Source organism: Bacillus paralicheniformis, from assembly GCF_001042485.2.
Classification (GTDB): domain Bacteria; phylum Bacillota; class Bacilli; order Bacillales; family Bacillaceae; genus Bacillus; species Bacillus paralicheniformis.
In genome coordinates, this window is the sequence record NZ_LBMN02000023.1 from 1 (window position 1) to 22,965 (window position 22,965).

At 46.0% G+C, this 22,965-nt stretch carries 24 protein-coding genes; 16 read left to right on the top strand and 8 right to left on the bottom strand.

Translation table 11 applies throughout. The features are described 5' to 3' along the window. The 3 genes from ACH97_RS15270 to ACH97_RS15290 form a co-directional block, all read left to right on the top strand. Nucleotides 1-733, top strand: a 733-nt coding sequence (locus ACH97_RS15270) for a transposase (RefSeq protein WP_155519896.1), incomplete at its 5' end; no start/stop codon positions are given. 752 nt (nucleotides 734-1,485) lie between these two features. Then, complete coding sequence (locus tag ACH97_RS15285) at nucleotides 1,486-2,403, top strand: VanW family protein (RefSeq protein ID WP_020450369.1); 918 nt, start codon at nucleotides 1,486-1,488, stop codon at nucleotides 2,401-2,403. Between the two features lie 116 nt (nucleotides 2,404-2,519). Beyond that, nucleotides 2,520-2,969: a YfmQ family protein gene (locus ACH97_RS15290; RefSeq protein ID WP_020450370.1), complete on the top strand. Its 450-nt coding sequence runs from the start codon at nucleotides 2,520-2,522 to the stop codon at nucleotides 2,967-2,969. Nucleotides 2,970-2,994: 25 nt separating this feature from the next. Here the strand turns inward: ACH97_RS15290 and ACH97_RS15295 are convergent, their stop codons facing one another. Further along, complete coding sequence (locus tag ACH97_RS15295) at nucleotides 2,995-3,261, bottom strand: hypothetical protein (RefSeq protein WP_025811980.1); 267 nt, start codon at nucleotides 3,259-3,261, stop codon at nucleotides 2,995-2,997. 96 nt (nucleotides 3,262-3,357) lie between these two features. Here ACH97_RS15295 and ACH97_RS15300 point away from each other — a divergent pair, with 96 nt between their 5' ends. After that, entirely contained in the window at nucleotides 3,358-3,819 is a 462-nt protein-coding gene (locus ACH97_RS15300; protein ID WP_025811978.1) for a GNAT family N-acetyltransferase, read from the top strand. A gap of 65 nt (nucleotides 3,820-3,884) precedes the next feature. On the opposite strand, the gene ACH97_RS15305 is transcribed toward ACH97_RS15300, so the two are convergent. Both ACH97_RS15305 and ACH97_RS15310 read right to left on the bottom strand, forming a co-directional pair. After that, nucleotides 3,885-4,565 carry an SOS response-associated peptidase gene (locus ACH97_RS15305; RefSeq protein WP_048349952.1) on the bottom strand — a complete coding sequence of 227 codons (681 nt, stop codon included), beginning with the start codon at nucleotides 4,563-4,565 and terminating at the stop codon, nucleotides 3,885-3,887. A gap of 39 nt (nucleotides 4,566-4,604) precedes the next feature. After that, nucleotides 4,605-4,835 carry a hypothetical protein gene (locus tag ACH97_RS15310; RefSeq protein WP_025811974.1) on the bottom strand — a complete coding sequence of 77 codons (231 nt, stop codon included), beginning with the start codon at nucleotides 4,833-4,835 and terminating at the stop codon, nucleotides 4,605-4,607. A gap of 160 nt (nucleotides 4,836-4,995) precedes the next feature. Here ACH97_RS15310 and ACH97_RS15315 point away from each other — a divergent pair, with 160 nt between their 5' ends. Then, entirely contained in the window at nucleotides 4,996-5,610 is a 615-nt protein-coding gene (locus tag ACH97_RS15315) for a TetR/AcrR family transcriptional regulator (protein WP_025811972.1), read from the top strand. A 15-nt stretch (nucleotides 5,611-5,625) separates the two neighbouring features. Beyond that, nucleotides 5,626-8,250 (top strand): phosphoenolpyruvate synthase, encoded by a 2,625-nt coding sequence (gene ppsA, locus ACH97_RS15320; protein WP_025811969.1) that lies wholly within the window; start codon nucleotides 5,626-5,628, stop codon nucleotides 8,248-8,250. Nucleotides 8,251-8,276: 26 nt separating this feature from the next. Here the strand turns inward: ppsA and ACH97_RS15325 are convergent, their stop codons facing one another. From ACH97_RS15325 to ACH97_RS15335, 3 genes are all read right to left on the bottom strand, one after another. Then, nucleotides 8,277-8,561 carry a hypothetical protein gene (locus tag ACH97_RS15325; protein ID WP_020450376.1) on the bottom strand — a complete coding sequence of 95 codons (285 nt, stop codon included), beginning with the start codon at nucleotides 8,559-8,561 and terminating at the stop codon, nucleotides 8,277-8,279. A gap of 65 nt (nucleotides 8,562-8,626) precedes the next feature. Then, complete coding sequence (locus ACH97_RS15330) at nucleotides 8,627-8,989, bottom strand: DUF488 domain-containing protein (RefSeq protein WP_020450377.1); 363 nt, start codon at nucleotides 8,987-8,989, stop codon at nucleotides 8,627-8,629. An 83-nt stretch (nucleotides 8,990-9,072) separates the two neighbouring features. Beyond that, nucleotides 9,073-9,837 (bottom strand): SDR family oxidoreductase, encoded by a 765-nt coding sequence (locus tag ACH97_RS15335; protein WP_035337097.1) that lies wholly within the window; start codon nucleotides 9,835-9,837, stop codon nucleotides 9,073-9,075. 153 nt (nucleotides 9,838-9,990) lie between these two features. Between ACH97_RS15335 and ACH97_RS15340 the strand changes: the two genes are divergently transcribed. Continuing rightward, the gene (locus ACH97_RS15340; protein ID WP_035337094.1) at nucleotides 9,991-11,466 is read left to right on the top strand and encodes a carboxylesterase/lipase family protein; all 1,476 of its coding nucleotides are present in this window, start codon (nucleotides 9,991-9,993) and stop codon (nucleotides 11,464-11,466) included. A 20-nt stretch (nucleotides 11,467-11,486) separates the two neighbouring features. Here ACH97_RS15340 and ACH97_RS15345 read toward each other — a convergent pair whose 3' ends face one another. Continuing rightward, nucleotides 11,487-12,764, bottom strand: coding sequence for an MFS transporter (locus ACH97_RS15345; RefSeq protein ID WP_020450380.1), 1,278 nt, complete (start codon nucleotides 12,762-12,764; stop codon nucleotides 11,487-11,489). Nucleotides 12,765-13,133: 369 nt separating this feature from the next. Here ACH97_RS15345 and ACH97_RS15350 point away from each other — a divergent pair, with 369 nt between their 5' ends. The 5 genes from ACH97_RS15350 (at nucleotide 13,134) to ACH97_RS15370 (ending at nucleotide 17,929) form a co-directional block, all read left to right on the top strand. Beyond that, a complete protein-coding gene (locus ACH97_RS15350) occupies nucleotides 13,134-13,814 on the top strand; it encodes a PspA/IM30 family protein (RefSeq protein ID WP_020450381.1) in 681 nt (226 codons plus the stop codon). 35 nt (nucleotides 13,815-13,849) lie between these two features. After that, nucleotides 13,850-14,875 carry a TFIIB-type zinc ribbon-containing protein gene (locus tag ACH97_RS15355; protein ID WP_020450382.1) on the top strand — a complete coding sequence of 342 codons (1,026 nt, stop codon included), beginning with the start codon at nucleotides 13,850-13,852 and terminating at the stop codon, nucleotides 14,873-14,875. Beyond that, nucleotides 14,875-15,642, top strand: a complete 768-nt coding sequence (locus ACH97_RS15360) for a TPM domain-containing protein (protein ID WP_025811966.1) — start codon at nucleotides 14,875-14,877, stop codon at nucleotides 15,640-15,642. The genes ACH97_RS15355 and ACH97_RS15360 overlap by 1 nt, the downstream gene beginning before the upstream one ends. Before the next feature lie 20 nt (nucleotides 15,643-15,662). Next, nucleotides 15,663-16,637: an SPFH domain-containing protein gene (locus ACH97_RS15365; RefSeq protein ID WP_020450384.1), complete on the top strand. Its 975-nt coding sequence runs from the start codon at nucleotides 15,663-15,665 to the stop codon at nucleotides 16,635-16,637. Nucleotides 16,638-16,873: 236 nt separating this feature from the next. Next, nucleotides 16,874-17,929, top strand: a complete 1,056-nt coding sequence (locus tag ACH97_RS15370) for an LLM class flavin-dependent oxidoreductase (RefSeq protein WP_020450385.1) — start codon at nucleotides 16,874-16,876, stop codon at nucleotides 17,927-17,929. Nucleotides 17,930-17,964: 35 nt separating this feature from the next. On the opposite strand, the gene ACH97_RS15375 is transcribed toward ACH97_RS15370, so the two are convergent. After that, the gene (locus ACH97_RS15375) at nucleotides 17,965-18,792 is read right to left on the bottom strand and encodes a TrmB family transcriptional regulator (RefSeq protein WP_020450386.1); all 828 of its coding nucleotides are present in this window, start codon (nucleotides 18,790-18,792) and stop codon (nucleotides 17,965-17,967) included. Between the two features lie 147 nt (nucleotides 18,793-18,939). On the opposite strand from ACH97_RS15375, the gene ACH97_RS15380 reads away from it, so the two are divergent. The 4 genes from ACH97_RS15380 to ftsW all read left to right on the top strand — a co-directional run bounded on the left by ACH97_RS15380 (nucleotide 18,940) and on the right by ftsW (nucleotide 22,722). After that, nucleotides 18,940-19,572 (top strand): homoserine/threonine efflux transporter, encoded by a 633-nt coding sequence (locus ACH97_RS15380; RefSeq protein WP_020450387.1) that lies wholly within the window; start codon nucleotides 18,940-18,942, stop codon nucleotides 19,570-19,572. A 193-nt stretch (nucleotides 19,573-19,765) separates the two neighbouring features. Then, nucleotides 19,766-20,410: a helix-turn-helix domain-containing protein gene (locus ACH97_RS15385; protein WP_020450388.1), complete on the top strand. Its 645-nt coding sequence runs from the start codon at nucleotides 19,766-19,768 to the stop codon at nucleotides 20,408-20,410. Nucleotides 20,411-20,425: 15 nt separating this feature from the next. Next, nucleotides 20,426-21,583 (top strand): rod shape-determining protein RodA, encoded by a 1,158-nt coding sequence (gene rodA, locus ACH97_RS15390; RefSeq protein ID WP_020450389.1) that lies wholly within the window; start codon nucleotides 20,426-20,428, stop codon nucleotides 21,581-21,583. Continuing rightward, nucleotides 21,580-22,722, top strand: a complete 1,143-nt coding sequence (gene ftsW / locus ACH97_RS15395; RefSeq protein WP_020450390.1) for a putative lipid II flippase FtsW — start codon at nucleotides 21,580-21,582, stop codon at nucleotides 22,720-22,722. Before rodA ends, ftsW begins: the two co-directional genes overlap by 4 nt. Nucleotides 22,723-22,965: the final 243 nt, after the last annotated feature.

The following is a 22,965-nucleotide window of genomic DNA, read 5'->3' on the forward strand; positions in this document are numbered from 1 at the left end:
GAATGGATTTGTGCTGGGGGCGGTTGTTGAGCCTGCCAATATTCATGACAGCCAAGTGTTCACGACCCTGTTTCAACAGGTGAAAGAGCACGTCGCTAAGCCTCATACAGTCGCAGTTGATGCCGGATATAAAACGCCGTTTATCGCAAAGTTTCTAAGTGATCAAAATGTCCGTCCCGTCATGCCTTACACTCGACCACAAACTAAAAAAGGGTTCATGAGAAAACATGAATATGTATACGATGAATATTACGATGCTTATATTTGCCCTGACGATCACGTTCTGACATATCGCACAACCAACCGTGAAGGCTATCGGATTTATGCATCAGATCCAAACCGATGTGAACACTGTTCTTTTCTGAAGCAATGTACGGAAAGTCGAAATCATCGAAAGATGATTCACAGGCATCTCTGGCAGGATCATTTGGATGAAGCCGACCATCTTCGCCACACGGATGAGAATAGGCGAATCTACGCCAAACGCAAAGAAACGATCGAACGAGTTTTTGCGGATTTAAAACACAAGCATGGCCTGCGCTGGACAACCCTGCGGGGAAAGAAAAAATTGTCCATGCAGGCGATGCTTGTTTTCGCTGCCATGAATCTCAAAAAGCTGGCGAATTGGACTTGGAAAAGTCCAATTCGCCAGCATTCTCATCGAAAAAACAGAATAAATTGGACAAAAATAGGTCGGATTATAAAAATCCGACCTATTTTGTCAACGGTCTGAGAGGCTCTTTTTAGAGCCTCTTTTTATTTTAACTTGCGATGACATATAATTACTACTTTAATCCATTGTGGTATAATTGGAACCTGGATTTTTAACAGAAAGGCTAAACAATTGATGTCGCACAACAAACTAATGTTTTTGCTTTTATCATTTTCATCTATTATACATCTGCTCGGTACAATTTCTGACCCTGCGTCCAGCTGGAAGTCCTGGTTGGTGAACATTGCTTTCATTTTATTGGCCCTTCTCTTTTTAAATCTCACTTTAAAAGAAAAGAAAGAAAATCAACAGAACAAGTAACGGTACGCTCTTCTCAAAGAGAAGGGCATATATTTTATAAAGAATGAGCAGTCGGCCAGTGCCTCAGAAGTCATTGTTCTTTTCGGGAGGTTTTAAAAAAATGGTCAAAAAAATTGTAAATCGATTGAATTCATTTTCCCTGCTGGGGACAATCTTTTTTATCGGCAGTTATTTGACGTACAAATTTAATGGCATAGAGCTAGTTGGGTTCCTGTACTCAGGCATCACTTTTTTGATAATCCTGATAGCCACCACCATAATGTTATTCAGGCTAAAAAGAAAAGGAACCAATGAAAATAAACAGGCTTAATGCATGCTTTATACTATTTTTAACTTCCCTCCATTAGTGTAACCTTTCTCATCCATAATATAGATGATCATTAAAGCATCACACGTCCAGTACATCAAATATCATCTCCTGTTCATACTAATAGCGGGAGGTACATCGACTTATGCTGAAAATTTGGATGACTGGACTTTTATTATTAGCGCAGCCTGCGGGGCATTCTGACAGCTTAACGATCACCCAGCAAGGGAAGAAAGTGGCCGTTGTGAACCGCGAAGATTTTACAATGCCGCTTCCCGGGACACCGTTGATTGATGATAAAAAATACGCCGAGTTCGTTGACAGGCTTGAGCGGAAAGTACACAAGGATCCCGTCAACGCCGTGATCAATGATCAGGGAAGGATCGTTCCCGGCAAGGTTGGCTACAGCCTTTCCAGGAAGGGGGTTAGAGAGCAGTTTTATGCGTATTTTTATGGGGATGGTCCGTCCACGATAGAAGTGCCTGAATTGAACATTTACCCGAAAGTGGACAGCGAACTGCTTTCCCATATCCGGACACAGCGGATCGGTCAGTATGTGACGTATTTTAATTCCGGGAATAAAAGCAGGACGCACAACATTTCACTCGCGGCAAAAGCGATCGACAATCATGTTGTGTTTCCTAATGAGACGTTTTCATTTAACAAAGTTGTCGGTATGAGGACGCCGGACAAGGGGTATATGAAGGCTCCGGTGATCGTGAGAGGCGAATTGTCTGAAGGGGTTGGCGGAGGCATTTGCCAGGTTTCGTCAACATTGTTTAATGCGGTTGACCGGGCAGGACTGGAAATCGTCCAGCGTTATTCCCACAGCCGGCGTGTCCCTTATGTTCCGCCGGGGCGCGACGCGACGGTCAGCTGGGGCGGACCTGATTTGCGCTTTCAAAATAAATATAACCAGCCGGTATTGATCAGGGCGAAACGGCATGGAGGAACGATGATTGTTACACTTTATTCTTCTGATGTGGTCAATCATCAGCTGCGGAAAGTTCCGAAGGCTCCTTCTGAAATCCCAAAAGAAGAGCATCAGGGCGGGGATCACTGAAGGCGAATGTTCATCTGGGCTGCACTTGTTCACACAATGTACAATAAAATCCTTTAGTCTGTATGATAGGATGAATCAAGGACATCTTTAAATTTCAGACAAGAGGAGATGATCGAGTGACATGGCTTTTTGTAACCTTTTTGGTTATCTTCAGTCTTTTTAAAATATTGGTCACTTGCCTTCCGAGCGGTGTCGTAGAGTGGCTGACCGGCAAATTTCAAGTTCATGTTAAGCTTGAGGAAGCGAATGTTACAGTGACGTTCGGAGGAGAGCGTTTAGAGGGATCTGACAAGAGTCAATTTATTCAAAACTTTAATGAGGCCGTATTTATGGAGCGGTATTACATCTACCCGGGAGACGAGCCGCTTTTTGTAAATCCGAAAAACGCTGGGACACCGTTTGTTATCGAAACAAAAAGAGGGAAAAACGCTGTGAAGCTGTTGGTTTACAGATACGATGATCATATAGACGTCGTTAAACAATATAAGAAAAAGACGGCCGCTTATTGTCTGCGTTCTGACGGTCTGCAAAAATGCAGGGGGCTCAAAACAGCGGATTTGGTTTAAAAAGCAGGGAAAACCTGCTTTTTTATTATGATATGAAATAAAGCCTGACAGCGCTGTAACCGATCAAAAATAAACAAGCAGCGATCGTAAAGATAAATTCTCCTTTTTTATTCTTCTTCAAAAGAACGAATGAACGCACACCGATGTTCAGTCCAAACAGGATGAATCCCACATTCAAATAAACGGGATTGAACCCGGATGGAATGATGAGAAGAAATATCCCGGCAAGCGTGATATAATGGAATGCTTTGCCAAGCGGCGGTTCTTTTTCCCGCGCTGTACGGCTGTCCATTTCACCATCACCTTTCTTTAGCAGTAAAATCCTTGTATTGATATTATTCTAATTTAAAATGTGATTGATGAAAAGTCTTGCACAGGGAGAAACGCCATGACCATACATATTCAACAGCTTGATGCCCCTCTGAAGCCTGAGTTTGTTGATGAACTGATTAATTTGTGGAATGATAATGCATTGGAAACGGCTGATTGCACATTGGATGATCAAGATAGACAAATGATACAGCAGCAGCTGAAACAATATGTTCAATCTGCATACGGAGCGGTTTTTGCCGTCGTGAATGAGAGGCAAGAAGCGGTCGGATACGGGCTGGCCTCTATTAAGAAAGATTTGGTCAGCGATTGTCTGAGCGGGCACATCGATGAAGTGTACATAGCCCCGGTCTATCGAAGAAACAAGCTGGGAAAGCTTGTTGCAGATCGTATGATGGATTGGTTTGAAAGGCATCAAGTGTCTCACGTTCAAGTATCGGTTGATATCGATAATCAATCGGCGCTGCGTTTTTGGGAAGGCATCGGCTTCAGCAGTGAATTTTATCTTCTGAAACATTAGTTTTTTGAATCAAGTGGGCGCGGCTCCTCTCGTCATGACCGGCCGCCTCGCCCAAAAGCCCCTTTTTATTGCAAAGGGGCTTTTTTGATGAGCTCAGGAGAATTATGATGCGGTGAATTGACGAGAGGCGCGACTTCATACGCTTCCATCTCTTTTGACGCATATGGTTTTAAAAGGCTTTCTAAGTATGCAAGGTCTTGATTTTTCGGATTCAGCCATTCTTTTTCAGCTTGACGATCAAGAATGACGGGCATGCGATCATGAATATCTTTCATTAAATCGTTGGGCATTGTCGTAATGATTGTGCATGTATAGACGGGCTTGCCGCCGGCAGGCTGCCACTTCTCCCAAAGCCCCGCAAACGAAAACAGTCCATTTTTTTTGAGCTTGATCCTCATCGGCCGCTTTGTCTTTGCATCGGTCCGCTTCCACTCATAAAAACTGTCTGCCGGAATGAGACACCTTTGTCTGATCAGCGGCTTTCGAAAGCTCGGCTTCTCAGCCAAAGTCTCAGCGCGCGCATTGATCATTTTATAACCGATTTTCTCATCCTTTGACCACGGCGGAATCAATCCCCACCGCAGCCGCCCTAACCGGTTATGGGAACCGTCGCTGATGACGGCGAGAATGCGCTGGGAAGGCGCGATGTTATAACTGGGGCTGTAATCTTCAATCGTCATTTGATCAATCTCGAAACGGTCAATAATCTCATCAAATTCAGAAAAGAGCGTAAACCTGCCGCACATCTTAGTCACCCTTGTTTGTTTATTGAAAGTTTGAGGCTTTTATATATAAATGGCCAACAAGGCCGCTGAAACAGCCATGACAAAGCAGTCATCGCCCGTCATGGCCACGCCGTTTTTGATGAATACGCTGCAGGTCCAGTTGAGCGCCGATCCTTCTGCGGTCCGGTCAATCAGCTTTTTACCCGCTGTGTAAACACATGCTTTAAATAAAGAAAACGAAATGGAACATAAAATAAAGAGCAAAATAAACTTTACCATCAACACCAGCATTGCCTTTTCACCCCGGCATATTTTGTAAGCTCCACCTTCATTTTACCAATAAATTCATATGTTAAAACCCTATTCTTGTTTTATTTTATTGACCGACTGGTCAGCAAGCGCTACAATTTATACTAACCGATTGGTCAATAACGAAAAGGAATGATGATCAATGCCTTTACAGCTTTATGAAAAAGAACAAATACTCGATGCCTGTTTGGAGGTTTTTGCCCGGCACGGCTATGCAAAGACTTCGACCGGAATGCTGGCGGAAGCGGCCGGTATTTCAAAGGCGCTGATTTTTCATCACTTTAAAAGCAAAAAAATTCTGTACTTAACTGTGCTCGATTATTGTATTGAAAAGGTAAAGTCGCGCCTTTCCCTTGATGACCTGTCGTCTTATCATGATTTTTTTGAAGCGAAAGAAAAAATAAGTTTGGCTAAGCTTGAGTTTTTCGCGGATTATCCAAATGTATATAAGCTCACGAAAGAAGCCTTTTTTTCGCCGCCTTCCGAATTAAAAGAAGAAATCGCCGCAAAGTATGGGGAGCAATTTGCCGTTAGAAATCGTATTCTAAAACAGCTTTTCGCAAAAGTTTCGTTGAGGAAAGGAGTCGATCGTGAAGAGGCGTTCGAACTCATAATGGTCATGATGGGGCATTTTGAACAAAAGTTTCTAGCGAAAGTAACGGCTGAGAACGATTATGATCCAGCCTGGAGCAGACGTCTTCTTGAAGAACGAAAACGGTTTTTGGATATGATTCGTTTCGGTATTGAAGGCGAATAAAAAGGGGGATTTCTGATGGGACGCTATGTATTGGGCTTTCATGAGGTCGATCGAGCCGATTTGCCGCTTGTCGGGGGGAAAGGGATGAACTTGGGCGAATTGTCCAAAATGGGCGGCATTCAAGTGCCTCACGGCTTTTGTGTAACCACAAAGGCATATGAAAGGATGATTGGCGAAAACGGCAGAGTCAGTGAACTGATTGATCAGCTGTCACTTTTAAAAGTGAAGGATAGAGAGCAGATTAACGAACTCGCCCTCCAGATCCGCAATGGTATTGAAAGGGCCGAAATCGCCGAAGAGATCAAAGAAGCGGTTAAAAGCGCTCACTCAAATGCTGGCGGCGGTGCATATGCCGTCCGATCAAGCGCTACGGCGGAAGATTTGCCTCATGCCTCTTTCGCCGGGCAGCAAGATACGTATTTAAATATAAAAGGAATAGAGGCGATCTTGAAGCATATCAGCAAATGCTGGGCTTCATTGTTTACAGAGCGGGCCGTGATCTACCGGATTCAAAACGGTTTTGACCACCGTAAAGTTCAATTATCGGTCGTCATCCAGCAGATGGTGTTTTCGGATGCGTCCGGCATTATGTTTACGGCAGATCCCGTTACATCCAACCGGAAGGTCACCTCGATTGATGCGAGCTTTGCTTTGGGGGAGGCGCTTGTATCTGGTACGGTTTCGGCAGACAACTACAAGGTTCGCGAAGGAGAGATCGTTCAAAAAACGATTTCCGAGAAAAAGACGGCAGTCTATTCTTTGGAAAGCGGCGGCACTGAGGCGCGTGAAGTCGAAGCGGGACGCCGGAAAAAGCAAACATTAACAGATGAACAGATCATACAGCTTGAAGCACTGGGAAGGAGAATCGAAGCTCATTTCGGTTTTCCGCAGGATATTGAATGGTGTCTGGCTGATGGCGAATTTTTCTTTGTCCAGAGCAGGCCTGTAACGACATTGTTTCCTCTTCCGAAACAGAGAGATGACAAGCTGCGCGTCTATATGTCTGTCGGGCATCAGCAAATGATGACAGAGCCGATCAATCCGCTTGGGATATCGTTTTTCGGGTTGATCTCGGATTATGAGCTGACTTGTGCCGGCGGAAGGCTTTTTATTGATTTATCACACGATTTGGCATCTTTTGCTGGTCGGAAAGTCGTCCTCAGCACGGCGGGGAAAAATGATCCTTTCATGCATAGCGCTCTTGTGAATTTTTTGAAAAGAAAGGAGCTTGTCAAAACCCTGCCTAAAGGGAAGCGGATGTTTAGATTAGGGGCTGAGGGGCTGTCATGGTCGCTGCCTGGTCATGCGCTGAAGATTTACCGGAAAAACGACACAGGTGTAGTCAACCGGCTCATGTCCAAAGCGGAAGCATCCATTCATGAGGCTGAACAGCGATTGAAAAATGCATCGGGTGAAACGTTATTTGCACAGATAGAAGAGGATCAAAAAAACTTGAAAAAAGTTCTCTATGATTCAGAGAGCATGGCTGTGATTATGGTTGGTTTATATGCGGTATACTGGCTCAATCGAAAAATGGAGAAATGGCTTGGCGAAAGAAATGTCGCCGATACCCTTTCTCAATCGGTATTGCACAATGTCACATCTGAAATGGGATTGGCGCTTTTGGATGTTTCCGATGCTGCCAGAGGATACCCCGAGGTTCAGAAATATTTAGCGCATGCCAATGATGAAACCTTTTTCGAAGATCTCAAACAGCTTGACGGCGGTCCCGCTTTTATCAGCGCATTGCGGGCATTCCTTGAGAAATACGGCATGCGCTGCACCGGTGAGATCGATATGACCAAGACGCGCTGGAGCGAACGCCCTTCCATTCTTGCTCCAGTGATTTTGAGCAACATCAAAAACTTTGAACCTGGTGCGCGAACGGTCAAGTTTGAACAGGGGCGATTGGAAGCGGAGCAAAAGGAGAGGGATCTGTTAAGCCGTCTGCAACAACTAAAGGGAGGCAGACAAAAGGCAAAAAAGACAAAGAAGATGATCAGCGTTTTGCGGAATTTTATCGGTTATCGGGAATATCCCAAATATGCTCTGATCAAACGCTATTTTATATATAAGGAAGCGTTGATGAAAGAAGCCGCCGTTTTGCAGCGAAAGAAGCTGATTCAAGCGAAGGAGGATATTTATTATCTGTCTTTTGATGAATTGAGAGAGGCCGTTTGCGCTAATCGTCTCGATGTGAAGAAGATCGAGGAAAGAAAAGCAGAATATCAGCATTATGAAAAATTAACGCCTCCGCGAATGATGACTTCAGAAGGCGAGGTCATCACGGGAGAAGTTCTGGGAGACCACATTCCGGCGGGAGCATTGGCGGGCGTTCCTGTTTCATCGGGAGTCATCGAAGGTAGGGCAAGAGTGATTCTGAAATTGGAAGAAGCCGATATCGAAGAGGGGGATATCCTTGTTACGCCTTTTACAGATCCGAGCTGGACACCGCTGTTTGTCTCAATCAAAGGTTTGGTGACGGAAGTGGGCGGCCTCATGACACATGGCGCCGTCATTGCGCGGGAATACGGGCTTCCGGCGGTGGTGGGGGTTGAGCATGCGACGAAAGAAATTAAAGACGGACAGAAGATCAGGATTAACGGATCGGAAGGCTATGTTGAAATACTCGAATCATAAAAGTGAGCGCAGCTTCAAGCTGCGCTTTACTGTTTATAAAGGTCGGCGGACAACATCCAATCCATCAAATGCTGATACGGATAATAGGTTGTGCCATTTAATTCAATTTTAGGTATGTCAGGATATTTACTCAGCATTTCTTTCGTTTCTACTTTACTTAAACCTAAATAATAATGTAAATCGCCTTCTTTGACTAAATAGGGATAGCCTGAATAACTCCCTTTTGGGTTTTTAAAGTTTTTCAAGCCGTCACCGATAAAATAGCCTAAAGCCGCTAAACCAAGCCCGATCCAAAACAGGTTCATTTCCATGTTTACCATCCTTTTCGCATATTGCTTTATCTGTCATACGAAAAGCGTTGAAAAAAGTTTCAAGGTCAAAGGCTTTGCCGGTTCAGCATCTCATAAAGAACGACGGCATGGTTATGGCGCTCATCCTTTGCACCGTAAAGCAGAATAACGGTTTCGTCCGCAGCCATTTCTTTTAATTCCTTGAAGCTTCTCTGTTTTTCAGGGTGTTGTTTGATTTCATTTTGATAGGCTTCTTTAAACGATTCGAATTTTTTCGGGTCATGACCGAACCATTTTCTTAAATCAGGACTTGGAGCGATTTCTTTCATCCAGCAGTCAAGGTTCGCTTTTTCTTTTGAAATGCCGCGCGGCCACACAAGGTCGATTAAAATGCGGCGTCCTTCTGCATGCTGGTTTTCTTGATAAATGCGCTGGAGAATAAACGGCATTTGGATCACTCCTTCTCATTTTATGATAAAACGGCCGTCTGGAAGGAACAACCTCTATTGAAATGACAATGCCAACATTCCTTTTATTCGATGGAATGTTTTAAAGAACTGTACATTTGGCTGACGCTTTCATCGATTTCATCTCTTGACATCCGCAAGGCTTTTTCCGATCTGGCATAGCCGATTTCTAATCGGCCTTCTTCCAGCCCTTTAAAAATCTCATCGGCAAATTCATCCAAAGGAGCTCCGGAATCATGCAGTCCGACACCGCCCAGATCTGTATTGACCGCGGGAGGAGCGACCTCTATGACCTCAACGCCGGCCTCGGAAAGCTGATGTCTTAAACTCATCGTAAAAGAATGGAGAGCGGCTTTTGTCGATGAGTAGATCGGTGCGATCGCCATCGGTGTAAACGCCAGGCCTGATGTCACATTGATGATCGCTGTTTTCCCCGGTTTTTTGGCAAAGTATTGGCTAAAGAGCATGGCCAGGTGGATCGGTGCCTCCATGTTGACGGTGATTTCTTTTTTGTAGTCAGCCCAATTGTCTATGACATCTGCTTTTAAAATGTGGTAGCGCTGCTGTATACCCGCATTATTCACAAGTACGTTTACGCCAGGGTGACGTTCTTTGACCCATTCAAATAATGCCAGTCGTTCCGTTTCATCGGTTACATCGCATATACGCGTGATCAGCTCCGGATATTTTTCCTTTGCTTCTTTCAACTTGCTTTCCCTTCTCCCGCAGACGATGACCGTATTTCCCGATTTCATAAATCGTTCGGCAAAAGCAAAGCCGATTCCTGATGCGCCGCCTGTGATCAGTACTGTGTGTCCCGACAGTTTCATTGAAATCCCTCTTTTCCGTCAAATTTTCAAACAATAAGTTGAACATCTCTTCTGATCCTATACTAGACCCTTCATTTTCCAAAATGCAAGTATTCCGATTAGACGGTATCGTCCGATTCCATTATCATTGAAAACTGAAAGGGGTGGAATAAAATGTATGAAACGACTGTCGAAACGTGCTTTGGAAAGCTGAAAGGCAGAACGGAAAACGGTGTCCGTATCTTTAAAGGCGTACCTTTCGCAAAACCTCCCGTCGGCAAGTTAAGGTTTCGGGAACCGCAGCGAATGGAAGCCTGGGAAGGTGAGCGGGAGGCTTTTCAATTTGGTCCGGTTTGTCCGCAGCCTGACAGGGGGTTGCCTGGTGAGTCAACGGGGGTTGAAAAGTCTGAGGATTGCCTTTATTTAAATGTGTACGCACCTGAAGAGGCGGATGGGGATCTGCCTGTTATGGTGTGGATTCATGGGGGCGCTTTTTATCTCGGAGCTGGCAGTGAACCGTTCTATGACGGGACTCAGCTCGCAAAGCAGGGAAAGGTGATCGTGGTCACCATCAATTATCGCCTCGGTCCGTTCGGTTTTTTGCATCTTTCTGCAATTGAAGATTCCTACACAAGCAACCTTGGCCTCTTGGATCAAATCGCGGCCCTTGAGTGGGTGAAAGAAAATATCGCTTTCTTTGGCGGAGACCGTCATCATATTACGGTATTTGGAGAATCGGCGGGATCGATGAGCATCGCTTCGCTCTTGGCGATGCCGAAAGCAAAGGGGCTTTTTCAACAGGCCATTATGGAAAGCGGGGCGTCCGCAACAATGTCTGAAAAGCTTGCGAAAGCCGCAACAGAAAGATTCTTAACGATTCTCGATATTGATCAACATCATCTGGAGCGCCTTTGCGATGTATCTGATCAAGAACTTCTTCAAGCCGCCGATCAGCTGCGTACTTTAATGGGAGAAAATATTTTTGAATTGATCTTTCAGCCTGCACTTGACGAAAAAACCCTCCCGCTGAAGCCGGAGGCCGCCGTCGCGAAGGGTGCGGCAAAAGGAATCGGTCTATTAATCGGAACAAACCGCGATGAAGGCGCTTTGTTTTTTGCCTCTGATTCGGAACTTTTGCCTGAGAGGAAGATTAATGAGATTTTAGAAGAATACATGGGAAAAGAGGCCGCTGAAGCCGCCGCGCCTCTGTATCCGAGATCATTGAAAGGCCATGTTGATATGATGACAGATCTAGTCTTTTGGCATCCGTCCGTTGTGTTCGCTTCGGCTCAATCACAACATGCATCTGTCTTTATGTACCGGTTTGACTGGCATGCCGATTCGGAGCATCCGCCGTTCAACAAAGCGGTGCACGGCTTAGAGATTCCGTTTGTATTTGGCAATATGGACAGTTTGGAACAGCTGACAGGTACGAAGGCTGGGGAGGAAGCGCATCTGCTTGCTAAACAGATCCAGGCTGCCTGGGTGTCTTTTGCCCGCTCCGGAAATCCGAGCACCGATGATGTCAGCTGGCCTGATTATGATGAAGATTCACGGAAAACGCTGATTTTTGATCAAGAGATCGCGATTGAAAACGACCCGTATTCAGAGAAGAGGAAGCTGTTGACAGCCTCAAACCTGCAGGTTTAGAACAAGCGGCTGACCACAGGTCAGCCGCTTTGGTGGTAGCGTTCGCTTTGAATGGCTTCAAGCGATTTGCCGCGCGTTTCCGGCGCCATACGGAGCCCGATGATCATATGAATGACGAGAAATGCAATCATGACGGCGCCGGCTGTTTTAAAGCCCAATCCCGTAATCATCGCAGGAACGATCAATGAGATGAGCCCGACGCCGATGCGGACGATGAAGAACATAAAGCCTTGGGCGAGCGCCCTGTATTTCGTATGAAAAAGTTCTGCCGCCCACAGCCCGTAAAACGCCTGCGCTCCAAATCCCGCAGAAATGCCCCACAGGCATACGAATAATAAAAGCTCAGTGATGTTCATCGTACCGAAGGTGAGGATGACCCATGCGGCGGTTGCCATGGCTGCTCCTATGCCAAAAAGCGTTTTCCGATTGACTTTATCGCCGAGACGGATAAAGACGAAGTATGTGGACGCCACTGTCAAAATCCATAAAAATGCCTGCAGCAGGTTGGCTTGCGCCGCTGTTAAACCGCCGACCGTCTCATAAATATACGGCATGAAATATCCCATTGTTCCGGCAACAAGGTTCCAAAACGCGTAAATTCCGATAAGGAGAATCATGGCGTGGAGGTTCGCTTTGTTGGTCAACAGCTCTTTGATCGATGCCTTTTCTGCAACTCCTTTTGCTTTGTCTTCAGCTTCTTTTCGCTTTTGCTCCTCCCAGATGGACGATTCGTGAATCTGCTGCTGCAAAATCCACGTGATGACCGCGACAACGAATAATTGCGCAAAAATCAACCGGCTTCCCAGCAAACCGAGCGGTGCCAAGGCAACCGATAGCAGCAGCGTAAGCGCCGGTCCGACCGACCATGCCAGCTGCCCCCAGCCGACGCGTCCGGCGCGTTCGTGATCAGGCGCCTCCTCGGCAATATAAGTCCAAGCAGCCGGAATCGCTGCGCCCACCGCAATTCCCGTCACGATGTAACCGGTTAAAAGCATCGGAAAATTAAACGACACGGCAATCAGCAAAACGCCAAGCATATAGACTAATAGATCGTACTTGTATATGAATTTTCTCCCGTAACGGTCGACTAAAAAACCGCCGAGAAAAGCGCCGATCGCCGCGCCGAAACCATTTGCGCTTAAGGCGCCGAGAAGCCCGACCCGGGCGTCGTCCAACCCTAAATATTCAACCCATAACGAAAGCCCGCCGGCCCCTGCGACGATTGATCCCGCCTCCAAATAGTTGGACATGGCAACCGTGATCGTCGACTTCAAACTGCCTTTTTTTCTCCCTGGCATGATTCGCTCCCCTTTCAAATCAGAATTCTTTTCTGACAGAAGCCGGATTGATGCGTTGAATGCTGGATTTTTCTTTCGTGAGGCATGCGGATATGTAAGCGCTGTCATTTTCTGGTGATACCGACCCTGCATCCGTTCCAGCTTGCATGCTGTTCCGAATGTTTTTCATATAGTATTACTTTATTCCGAAATCAAAAATAAATCAACATATAAATCAGAATATTCCGTCTGAATATTTTTGTTTTTGTTTGAAAATTTTTCTCGAAAAACTGCCATTATATCAATTTTTTATTAAAAAACCGAAACTTTTCCTCTGGAAAAATAGTATATTTAAACTAAGTATATTTTACTATGAGGAGGAGTTTTTAGATGAGTATATTAAGCAGGTTCAAAGACATTATGGCCAGCAATATTAACGCTTTGCTTGATAAAGCGGAGGACCCGGAAAAAATGGTGGATCAGTACGTCAGGAACTTGAACAGCGACTTAAACAAAGTAAAGGCGGAAACGGCGTCTGTCATGGCGGCCGAGCAAAGGGCAAAAAGAGAACTGGCGGATTGCCGGGCGGAAATCGACAAGCTTGAGCGCTATGCAATGAAGGCTTTGGAAGCCGGTAGCGAGGCGGATGCCCGAACATTTTTAGAAAAGAAAGCGGTGCTGGAAACGAAGGCGTCCGAATTAGAAACTGCATTACAAACGGCGTCATCCAATGCGCTTCAAATGAAAAAAATGCACGATAAGCTTGTTTCCGATATCGGAGAGCTTGAAGCGCGCCGGGCCGCGATCAAAGCGAAATGGACAGCGGCGAAAACACAGGAAAGAATGAATAAACTCGGTGCATCTGCAGCGAATGCCAACCATTCAATGTCCGCTTTCGGCAGAATGGAAGAAAAGGCCAACCGGGCGCTTGATGAAGCGAATGCGATGGCTGAACTGAACGCCGCTCCTCAAGATGACGTAGAAGACCTGAAAGCTAAATATGACAGCCCCTCTGGTGTGGATGATGCGCTTGCCGCACTGAAAGCAAAAATGGCGGGTCAAAAGTCATAACAATTTGAAATGAATAAAGTGAGAGGTTAAGAGACATGGTGATTTCTTATAAATGTCCGGGCTGCGGGGATGACATGGCCTTTGACGCTGAATCCGGCACGCTGGCCTGCCGGAGCTGCGGGAGACAGGACAAGATTGAAAACATTCCGGAAGAATTAAAAACAGCGAGATTTACTGAAGACGAAGCAACAGAATATCATTGCCAAAACTGCGGCGCTATTTTGATCACTGAAAAAGAAACGACGGCTACCTCCTGCAGCTTTTGCGGGGGAGCGGCTGTGATCCCCGACCGCCTGTCCGGAAACCTTGCCCCGGCAAAGGTCATTCCTTTTACGATCAGCAAAGAGGAAGCGGCAGACGCGTTTCGCAAGTGGTGCAGAAAAGGGCTGTTAACACCAAAGGGCTTTATGTCGGCGGACCGGATTAAAAGCATCACAGGCATGTACGTTCCTTTCTGGATGTACGATTTAAACAGCAAAGTGCAGGTCAGCGCCCGCTGCACAAAGGTACATAGGTATACACAGGGCGACTACATCTATACGAAGACCGAACATTATGATGCGTTTCGCGATATCAATCTCGACTACATCAAAGTCCCGGTGGATGCATCAGAAAAGATGAACGATGAATTGATGGACAAATTGGAGCCTTATCCGTATGATCAGCTGAAAGATTTTAAAACGGCCTATTTGGCAGGCTACATCGCTGAAAAATATAATTACGATGATGAAGAGCTTTTTCCGCGGGCGAAAAGCAAAATCAGCGGCTACATCGAGTCATATATCGATTCCACCTTATCCGGATACAGCTCCGTCGATGTGAAAACGAAACACGTCGATACGCAAAAAATGAAAAGCTTTTATGTGCTTTTGCCCGTCTGGATGGTCAATTACAACTACAAACAAAAGGATTACATTTTTGCGATGAACGGACAAACGGGAAAAGTCGTCGGCAAGCCGCCGATCAGCTCATTTAAAGAAAAGATGTGGTTTAGCGGACTAGCTGTCTCCATATTTGCGGTCTGGAAAATCATCGCTGCTGTGATGGGAGGCGGGGCATGATGAGAAATTTATTGAGAAGCGCAATGATCCTATGTATGATTTTCCTTGTCTTCATCCCTATAGCCTCCGGTGCGGCAGCCTCTGAACAGAAGCGGTATGTTTATGATGAAGCCGGGCTTCTGACCAAACAGGAAATCGAGAAGCTGGAGACGCTGGCAGCTAAATTAGGCGCCGAACGGGAAACCGACTTTATCATTGTGACGACCCATGATACGAATAGCCGCGATGTGAAGAAATTTACTCAGGACTTCTATGACGAAAAAGCGCCCGGCTATCAGAAAAAGCATGGAAATGCAGCCGTGTTAACGGTTGATATGGAGCATAGAGAAGTCTATCTTGCCGGCTTTAAAAAGGCTGAAGAATATTTGAATGACGCCAGACTGGACAAAATTAGAGAAAAAATCACGCCGGATATATCTGACAATCATTATGAGACCGCATTCGAAATGTTTATGAAGGCGGCGTATGATGATATGGAGAAGAAACCATGGGCGGACAGCATCTTTTTTAAGACATGGTTTCAATTGCTTGTGTCAGCAGTCATCGCGGGAATTGCCGTCGCCATTATGAAATACAATTCAGGCGGCAGAGTGACCGTAAGTGCAAACACGTATATGAACGGTGATACTTCCGGAGTGATCAGAAAGAATGACGAGTACATCAGAACGACCGTCACAAAACAAAGAAAACCGTCCAATAATAAAAGCTCAGGCGGCGGAACGACGAGCGGAGGACATTCGCACAGCGGCAGCCGGGGAAGCTTTTAGAAAGGGAAAGGAAGAGCTCAATGGTGTTTTTTAAAAATCAATTTGCAAATGTAGTAGAGTGGGATGAATTTCGCGATGATATGATTTTCTACAAATGGAACAACCGCGAAATCAAAAAGGGGAGCCGGCTGATCATTCGTCCCGGTCAGGATGCCGTCTTTTTAAACAATGGAAAAATTGAAGGCATATTCCAAGATGAAGGCGACTATGATATTGAATCTGAAATTATTCCTTTTTTATCTACTTTAAAAGGTTTTAAATTTGGCTTTAACAGCGGGATGCGCGCCGAAGTCCTGTTTGTCAATACGAAGGAGTTTACCGTCAAATGGGGGACGAAGAATGCCATCAATATCCCGGCTGCAGGACTACCGGGTGGCATGCCGATCAGAGCGAACGGCACATTTAATTTTAAGGTGAATGATTATGTCGCATTAATCGATAAAATTGCCGGTGTGAAAGATCAGTATGTTGTGGAAGATATCAAAATACGGATCACATCTATCCTTGATCAGCTTTTGATGAAGTGGATCACAAAAGAAGGAAAAGATATGTTCAACCTTCAAGCCAACGCCTTTGATATCGCAAAAGGGATCAAGGAAGACCTTGATATGGAGATTGTCAGCGACGGCATGACGGTTACAGGCTTTAACATCATGAGTTTCAATTATCCGAAAGAAATCCAGGACATGATCACGAAGAACGCTTCCCACGGCATGGTTGGCGATCTGAACAGATATCAGCAGATCTCCATGACAGACGGCATGGCGTCAGGAAAGATGACAGGCGGCAGTGCCGCATCCGATATGGCCGGCATGATGATGGGAATGAACGTAGCGAACCAAATGATGAATCAGATGAACCAAAATCAGCAGGCGCAGACACCAACGCCCCAAAGCACGCCGCAGGCAGGGACAAAGCCGAACTTCTGTCCAAACTGTGGAACGAAAACGGGGGAAGCCAACTTCTGTCCGAACTGCGGGCAGAAACTTGTGTAAGCTGGTATCTTCTTTGTGAATGCATGAATACCAGACCGGCATGATTGCCGGCAGACCAAGCTGGAAAACAAATGGAGCAGAAGCTGATCCTGTTTCACAAGTCGGATCAATTGCATGATCAGAACGCCCGCCGTATTCTATATATAACAATGTGAGTGCCGGGTGAAAAGAATACGGCATACATCAATCAACGATGTACAGAATAATTAAAGGAAACAATGTGGAGGAAAAGCGACATGGAATTAGGCATCAGCACCTTTGTAGAAACGACCCCTGATATCAAAACCGGAAAAGCCATCAGCCATGCAGAGCGGCTGCGCGAAGTAGTGGAGGAGATCGTCCTTGCCGATCAGGTGGGCTTGGATGTATTCGGAGTTGGAGAGCATCATCGTCAAGATTACGCAGCTTCTTCTCCTGCCGTCGTCCTGGCCGCAGCGGCTGCACAGACGAAGCGCATCAGATTAACGAGCGCGGTCACCGTGCTGTCGTCGGCTGATCCCGTCCGTGTTTTTCAGGATTTTGCGACGCTCGACGGGATTTCAAACGGCAGGGCGGAAATCATGGCGGGCCGAGGGTCTTTCATCGAATCCTTTCCGCTGTTTGGATATGATTTAGATGATTATAATGAGCTCTTTGAAGAAAAGCTTGATCTGCTGCTCGAGCTGCAAAAGTCGGAAAGGGTCACATGGAGCGGCAAACATCGTCCGGCTATTCAAAATACAGGCGTGTACCCGCGCCCTGTTCAGAATCCGCTGCCTGTATGGATCGGAAGCGGCGGAAACCAGGAATCCGTCGTGCGCGCCGGCCTGCTCGGCCTGCCGCTGGTTCTCGCGATTATCGGGGGGAGTCCGCAGCATTTCGCCCCGCTTGTTGAGCTTTATTACAAAGCGGCGGAACATGCAGGGCATGATGCCTCAAAGCTGACAGTCGCTTCCCATTCCCACGGCTTTATTGCGGAGGATACCGAGACGGCCGCCGATCTGTTTTTCCCTTCCACCCAGCAGGCTATGAATACACTTGCGAGGGAGCGGGGCTGGGGGCCGTACAGCCGGTCGAGCTTCGATGCAGCCAGAAGCTTTGAAGGGGCGCTCTATGTAGGCGATCCCGAGACGGTGGCGGAAAAAATTATTCACCTGCGCAAGAATGTCGGGATCACCCGCTTTTTGCTTCACGTTCCGGTCGGTTCGATGCCGCACGAAGATGTCATGAAGGCGATTGAACTTTTTGGAACAAAAACGGCGCCGCTCGTCAGGGAAGAAGTATCCCGCTGGGAGGCAACCGAAAGATCATAATTATAAAAGGCCCGCGCTTTCTTTGCGCGGGCCTTTTATTTCATATAATGCTTTTTGAAATCCGGATGAATCGAAAATTTTCGGCGCAAATGGATCAGGTTTTCGCCGAAACTTTCCTCCAATACCTCTCTGTGCTTCTTCATGATTTCCATCAGATACAGATCATGAATCATCACTTCGGTAATCGGCATCACCAAGCCTACATGCATCGTCCAGGCTGCGCGGCTGTCTTTCCCGTGCGAGACAATGCCGGCCACGACTTCCGAATCGTCGACGCTGAATACAAGCCAGCGTCCGTCGTACTCTTCTGTAATTTGCGTGCTGCTGTCATGGAGATAGACATTGGCGAAATCAGCTTCAATGTCGCCGTACGCAATGATGGTGACGATGACGCCTTTTTTTGCGGCCTGCTTGAGTTCCGGCTCCAATTCAGGAAAATCCTCTTTCCAAATTTCGAGGAGAATCCTTTTTCCGGCTGATGATATACAAGCCTTTACTTTATCGATAATCTCGCTTCGTCCGGTGATGTTCCAAATATTTTCCCGGTCATTTGCAGTGCGCTCAAACTTCTCGAAATATTTTTCTGCCTGTTCAAAAGTCTCTTCCGCTTTCAGCCGCCGGTTTTTAATCAGTTCCTTGGCGGGAACGGGGATGTACTGCGGTGTGCCGCCGTAGCTGACAAAGATATCGCCGCGGATCACGAGGCTCTCCAGCACTTCGTATATTTTCGACCGGGGAACACCCGATTTTTTTGCCACCGCATAGCCTGTCAGCGGCGATTCTTCCAAAAGCGCCAAGTATGCTTTCGACTCATACTCGGTGAAATTCAGGTTTTTCAGTACGTCTAATATGTTTTCCTTCATAAGCCCTCCAGCTTCAACAAGAGTCGCTACCTTTGTCACTCATATTTTGCTGGATGTATTGATTTATTTCAAGTCCGCTGATACACTTTTTAATAAGTGGTTACTAAAGTAGTCACTATATAAAACCAGTATGGGGGGAGACATCTGATGGATAGCCTGCTGTCATACATATCGATTGCCGCCATGATGGTGGTGATACCAGGAGCAGATACGATGCTTGTGGTGAAAAACACGCTTCGCTACGGGCCGAACGCCGGGCGCTGCAATGTTCTCGGTTTGGCGACAGGGCTTTCTTTCTGGACGCTGATTGCCGTTCTCGGCTTAGCGGTGGTGATTGCGAAATCGGTGATTCTGTTCAATACGATCAAATACTTGGGGGCGGCCTATTTAATATATTTAGGCATTAAAAGCTTTTTCGCGAAAAAAATGTTTTCTTTGGAGGACATACAAGCCGAGAAGAACAAAACCGAAAACGCATCAAGCCGGCATTATAAGGATTCGTTTATGCAAGGATTGTTCAGCAACGTTCTCAATCCGAAAACTGTTTTGGTTTATATCACGATTATGCCTCAATTTATTAATTTAAGAGAAAGCGTCAACCAGCAGTTGATCATCCTCGCTTTAATCCTTACCTTTCTTGCTGTGTTTTGGTTCCTCATCCTCGTATATTTGATCGATTTCGCAAAAAAATGGCTGAGAAGCGTGAAATTCCAGAAGGTCTTTCAAAAAGCCGCGGGGCTGGTGCTTGTCGGGTTCGGCGTTAAAACGGGTTTGGATTGATATCGGTGAAGGAGTGAGTTTTGACTCGCTCTTTTTTTGTTTATTTGTCAACAATTATAGGGTGGAATAAGTGAGATAAAACAGATGTCTATGGTTATTCGTTGACATTTTGACAACGGTTCTATATATTTATACCGACTTGGCCTTTTGGCTGATAGATTGATACATTTTTAGTGTGAGAGGAGAAAGGCTCGTGGATGAACAAAAGAAAAATCAGCTGGGGGCGCTGCTGAAAGAGCATTTGCGAAAAAGATCATTATCTTTAAGAGAATTGAGCGAACGCACTCAAATCGATAAAGCGACCATCTCAAGAATCATCAATGGCAAAAGAAAAGCAAACCTGAACCATTTGCAAAGGTTTTCAGAAAGTCTCGGCGTTTCTTTTGATGAGATGATGACAGCGGCCGGCTATGCGATCGAGAAGACGAGGGAAAGCGAACGTCAGGATATTCACTCGTCAGTTGCCGAAATTGAAGATGTTTTGCAAACCTCAAATGTCTATGATCGGTCCTTTACCACGGAAGAACTGAAAAACAAATTGAATGAGTACGAACAATATTCCCAGACGGAAGAAGGAAAGCGTACCATTCTGGCTGAGTTTGAATCCAAAGTCGAGAAAGTCGCCGGCATTGGTCCTTTTCTGACCCGTTTGCACGACATGTACAGCCGATTTACCTCAGGGCGGGGGACGCCGCGTGAATTGCTGCTGATGGGCGGCGCTTTGCTGTATTTCATCGTTTCTGTTGATGTCATACCGGATTATATTTTTCCAATCGGCTATATTGATGATGCCGCAGCGGTTCAATTCGTTTTCAACCAGCTGTCACATAAATCATGATGGAGCATGTTACAGATGAAAAGAAAGCCTATCAACATTGACGTCAGCCTTCTGCTCATTCTATTTTGTTTGTTTATCATTAGTCTGCTGGCCGTTTACAGCGGGTCCGGCCAGTATGAAACACAGGACCCTTTTTATTTTGCGAAACGGCAGGTTTTTTGGTATCTTGTCGGGTTTGGCGTCATGGCGGGAACGGCCTACATCGACTATGAGCTGCTAGAACGATTGGCGCTTCGTTTATTTGCGGGAGCCGTTTTTCTTCTGATTCTCGTTCATTTTTTTGGAACTTATAAAAATGGTTCACAAAGGTGGATCAGCTTCGGAGTCATCGAAATCCAGCCTTCAGAATTTATGAAGATCATTTTGATTCTTCTGTTGGCTTCGATACTCAACCAATTTCAGCATAAAAGGTTCTCCTTCACGGAGAGCATCATACCGACGGGGAAAATCATGGTGTACACGGTGATTCCGTTTTTCTTCATATTGGTACAGCCTGATTTAGGGTCCGCATTGGTGATTTTGTCGATCGCATTCACGTTGATGCTTGTCTCGGGGATTTCGGGGAGAATGATCATGTCCTTGTCGCTTGGATTCATGGGATTGGTCGCCTTTTTGACGTATTTGCACAATCATTACTTTGAGATTTTTTCAAAGATAATTAAGCCTCACCAGCTTGACCGGATATACGGCTGGCTCAGTCCTCATGAACATGCTTCTACATATGGATACCAGCTGACGCAGGCGTTATTGGGGATCGGATCGGGCCAGATGTCAGGAAGCGGCTTTACTCATGGAACCCAAGTGCAGGGAGGGAAGATTCCGGAGGCTCATACCGATTTTATTTTCGCCGTGATTGGTGAAGAATTCGGCTTTTTGGGTGCCGTCACATTAGTCTGTCTCTATTTTCTGATGATCTACAGAATCATCAGGATCGCGATCTCGTCCAACAGTCTGTTCGGTCTTTATATATGTGCGGGGGTTGCGGGGTTGATTGTATTCCAAGTGTTCCAAAATATCGGGATGACGATCGGGTTAATGCCGATCACAGGGCTCGCTCTTCCGTTTATCAGCTATGGCGGCAGCGCGCTGCTGACCAACATGATCGCCTTAGGTCTCGTTTTCAGTGTGAATATCAGATCTAAACATTACATGTTTGGGAATGACTGGGGATGAAGGTGCACAAAATGATTCTTTCCCATCTAAAGAAACTGGATTATGTATTGATTGCTTCGGTTCTGTTTTTATCCTCGTTTGGCTTGCTGATGGTATACAGTGCCGGCTACCCCCTCGGATATATGAAGTATCATGATGGCAGCTATTTTTTTATGAAGCAGCTGCAGTGGCTGCTCATCGGTTTGACCTTTTTTTCGGCTGCCGTCTTTTTCCCTTACAAAGCTTACAGCAAACTCATCCGTTTTTTGGTGAAGCTTTCTTTTTTGCTGCTGATTCTCGTTTTGCTGCCGGGAATCGGGATGGAGAAAAACAATTCTCAAAGGTGGATTCAACTCGGTTCGCTCATGATCCAGCCGTCCGAGGCTGTGAAGCTTGTGATGGTTATTTATTTCGCCTATGTGTATGCAAAAAAGCAGAGATACATCGCCGATTTTGGAAAGGGCGTCATGCCGCCGCTGATCATTTTGGCCGCTGTGTTTTTTTTGATTTTAAAACAGCCCGACTTGGGCACCGCTGTTTCGATCCTGTTAAGCTGCGGAGCGGTTCTGTTGTGCGCCGGTCTCAGAATACGGCACTTGCTGCTTCTCGGAACAATGGCAGGGGCGGGCATCGCATATTTTGCTATGACAGCGTCGTACCGGTTAAAAAGGCTGACATCGTTCAGCGATCCTTTTCAAAATGAAAACGGAGACGGCTACCAGTTGATCAATTCCTACCTTGCCATTGATTCGGGCGGGGTATGGGGGAATGGATTGGGGAACAGCGTTCAAAAGCTGGGGTTTCTTCCTGAAGCCCATACGGATTTTATCATGGCGGTCATCAGTGAAGAACTCGGCGGTGTCGGGCTGTTGATGATCATCGGGGCCTACCTGTTGATCATGTTAAGAGGTGTTAAGATCGCTGCGCAAATCGATGATCCGTTTGGAAAGCTGCTGGCGGTCGGCATTACATTTCAGATCATGATTCAGGCATTATTTAACCTGGGCGCTGTTTTCGGCCTTCTTCCCATTACCGGAATTCCTCTTCCGTTTGTCAGCTACGGAGGTTCTTCGTTAATGTTCATGCTGACGTCAGCCGGGATATTGGTCAACCTCTCCTCACATGTGCAGCGGGGAGTAAAAAAAGAGGGGCCTTTCTGATGTAGAAAGGCCTTTTCCCGATTTTGAAGTTACGATTGACCAGATGATCCTGTCATCAGGAATTTATCTTCTCATATCGCATTTGACCGTGACTCCATTTTTATATAAACGCATCCATATTGATAAATAAAGGAAATCGTGATATATTCAAGGTGTGAAACAGAATAATCTTTAGATGAATGCGTAAACTGAAAAAAACCGGAAGATGCGGCAACATCTCCCGGAAGCAACAGAGAGGCTCCG

What these genes read in the sequence shown, in the direction of transcription:
- ACH97_RS15340 (WP_035337094.1), top strand. Translation starts at nt 9,991, where the DNA reads ATGTATGAAACGACTGTCGAAACGTGCTTTGGAAAGCTGAAAGGCAGA.
- ACH97_RS15375 (WP_020450386.1), bottom strand. Translation starts at nt 18,792, where the DNA reads ATGAAGGAAAACATATTAGACGTACTGAAAAACCTGAATTTCACCGAG.
- ACH97_RS15310 (WP_025811974.1), bottom strand. Translation starts at nt 4,835, where the DNA reads ATGCTGGTGTTGATGGTAAAGTTTATTTTGCTCTTTATTTTATGTTCC.
- ppsA (WP_025811969.1), top strand. Translation starts at nt 5,626, where the DNA reads ATGGGACGCTATGTATTGGGCTTTCATGAGGTCGATCGAGCCGATTTG.
- ACH97_RS15370 (WP_020450385.1), top strand. Translation starts at nt 16,874, where the DNA reads ATGGAATTAGGCATCAGCACCTTTGTAGAAACGACCCCTGATATCAAA.
- ACH97_RS15325 (WP_020450376.1), bottom strand. Translation starts at nt 8,561, where the DNA reads ATGGAAATGAACCTGTTTTGGATCGGGCTTGGTTTAGCGGCTTTAGGC.
- ACH97_RS15345 (WP_020450380.1), bottom strand. Translation starts at nt 12,764, where the DNA reads ATGCCAGGGAGAAAAAAAGGCAGTTTGAAGTCGACGATCACGGTTGCC.
- ACH97_RS15295 (WP_025811980.1), bottom strand. Translation starts at nt 3,261, where the DNA reads ATGGACAGCCGTACAGCGCGGGAAAAAGAACCGCCGCTTGGCAAAGCA.
- rodA (WP_020450389.1), top strand. Translation starts at nt 20,426, where the DNA reads ATGAAAAGAAAGCCTATCAACATTGACGTCAGCCTTCTGCTCATTCTA.
- ACH97_RS15355 (WP_020450382.1), top strand. Translation starts at nt 13,850, where the DNA reads ATGGTGATTTCTTATAAATGTCCGGGCTGCGGGGATGACATGGCCTTT.
- ACH97_RS15360 (WP_025811966.1), top strand. Translation starts at nt 14,875, where the DNA reads ATGAGAAATTTATTGAGAAGCGCAATGATCCTATGTATGATTTTCCTT.
- ACH97_RS15330 (WP_020450377.1), bottom strand. Translation starts at nt 8,989, where the DNA reads ATGCCGTTTATTCTCCAGCGCATTTATCAAGAAAACCAGCATGCAGAA.
- ACH97_RS15300 (WP_025811978.1), top strand. Translation starts at nt 3,358, where the DNA reads ATGACCATACATATTCAACAGCTTGATGCCCCTCTGAAGCCTGAGTTT.
- ACH97_RS15305 (WP_048349952.1), bottom strand. Translation starts at nt 4,565, where the DNA reads ATGTGCGGCAGGTTTACGCTCTTTTCTGAATTTGATGAGATTATTGAC.
- ACH97_RS15285 (WP_020450369.1), top strand. Translation starts at nt 1,486, where the DNA reads ATGCTGAAAATTTGGATGACTGGACTTTTATTATTAGCGCAGCCTGCG.
- ACH97_RS15350 (WP_020450381.1), top strand. Translation starts at nt 13,134, where the DNA reads ATGAGTATATTAAGCAGGTTCAAAGACATTATGGCCAGCAATATTAAC.
- ACH97_RS15380 (WP_020450387.1), top strand. Translation starts at nt 18,940, where the DNA reads ATGGATAGCCTGCTGTCATACATATCGATTGCCGCCATGATGGTGGTG.
- ACH97_RS15365 (WP_020450384.1), top strand. Translation starts at nt 15,663, where the DNA reads ATGGTGTTTTTTAAAAATCAATTTGCAAATGTAGTAGAGTGGGATGAA.
- ACH97_RS15315 (WP_025811972.1), top strand. Translation starts at nt 4,996, where the DNA reads ATGCCTTTACAGCTTTATGAAAAAGAACAAATACTCGATGCCTGTTTG.
- ACH97_RS15335 (WP_035337097.1), bottom strand. Translation starts at nt 9,837, where the DNA reads ATGAAACTGTCGGGACACACAGTACTGATCACAGGCGGCGCATCAGGA.
- ftsW (WP_020450390.1), top strand. Translation starts at nt 21,580, where the DNA reads ATGAAGGTGCACAAAATGATTCTTTCCCATCTAAAGAAACTGGATTAT.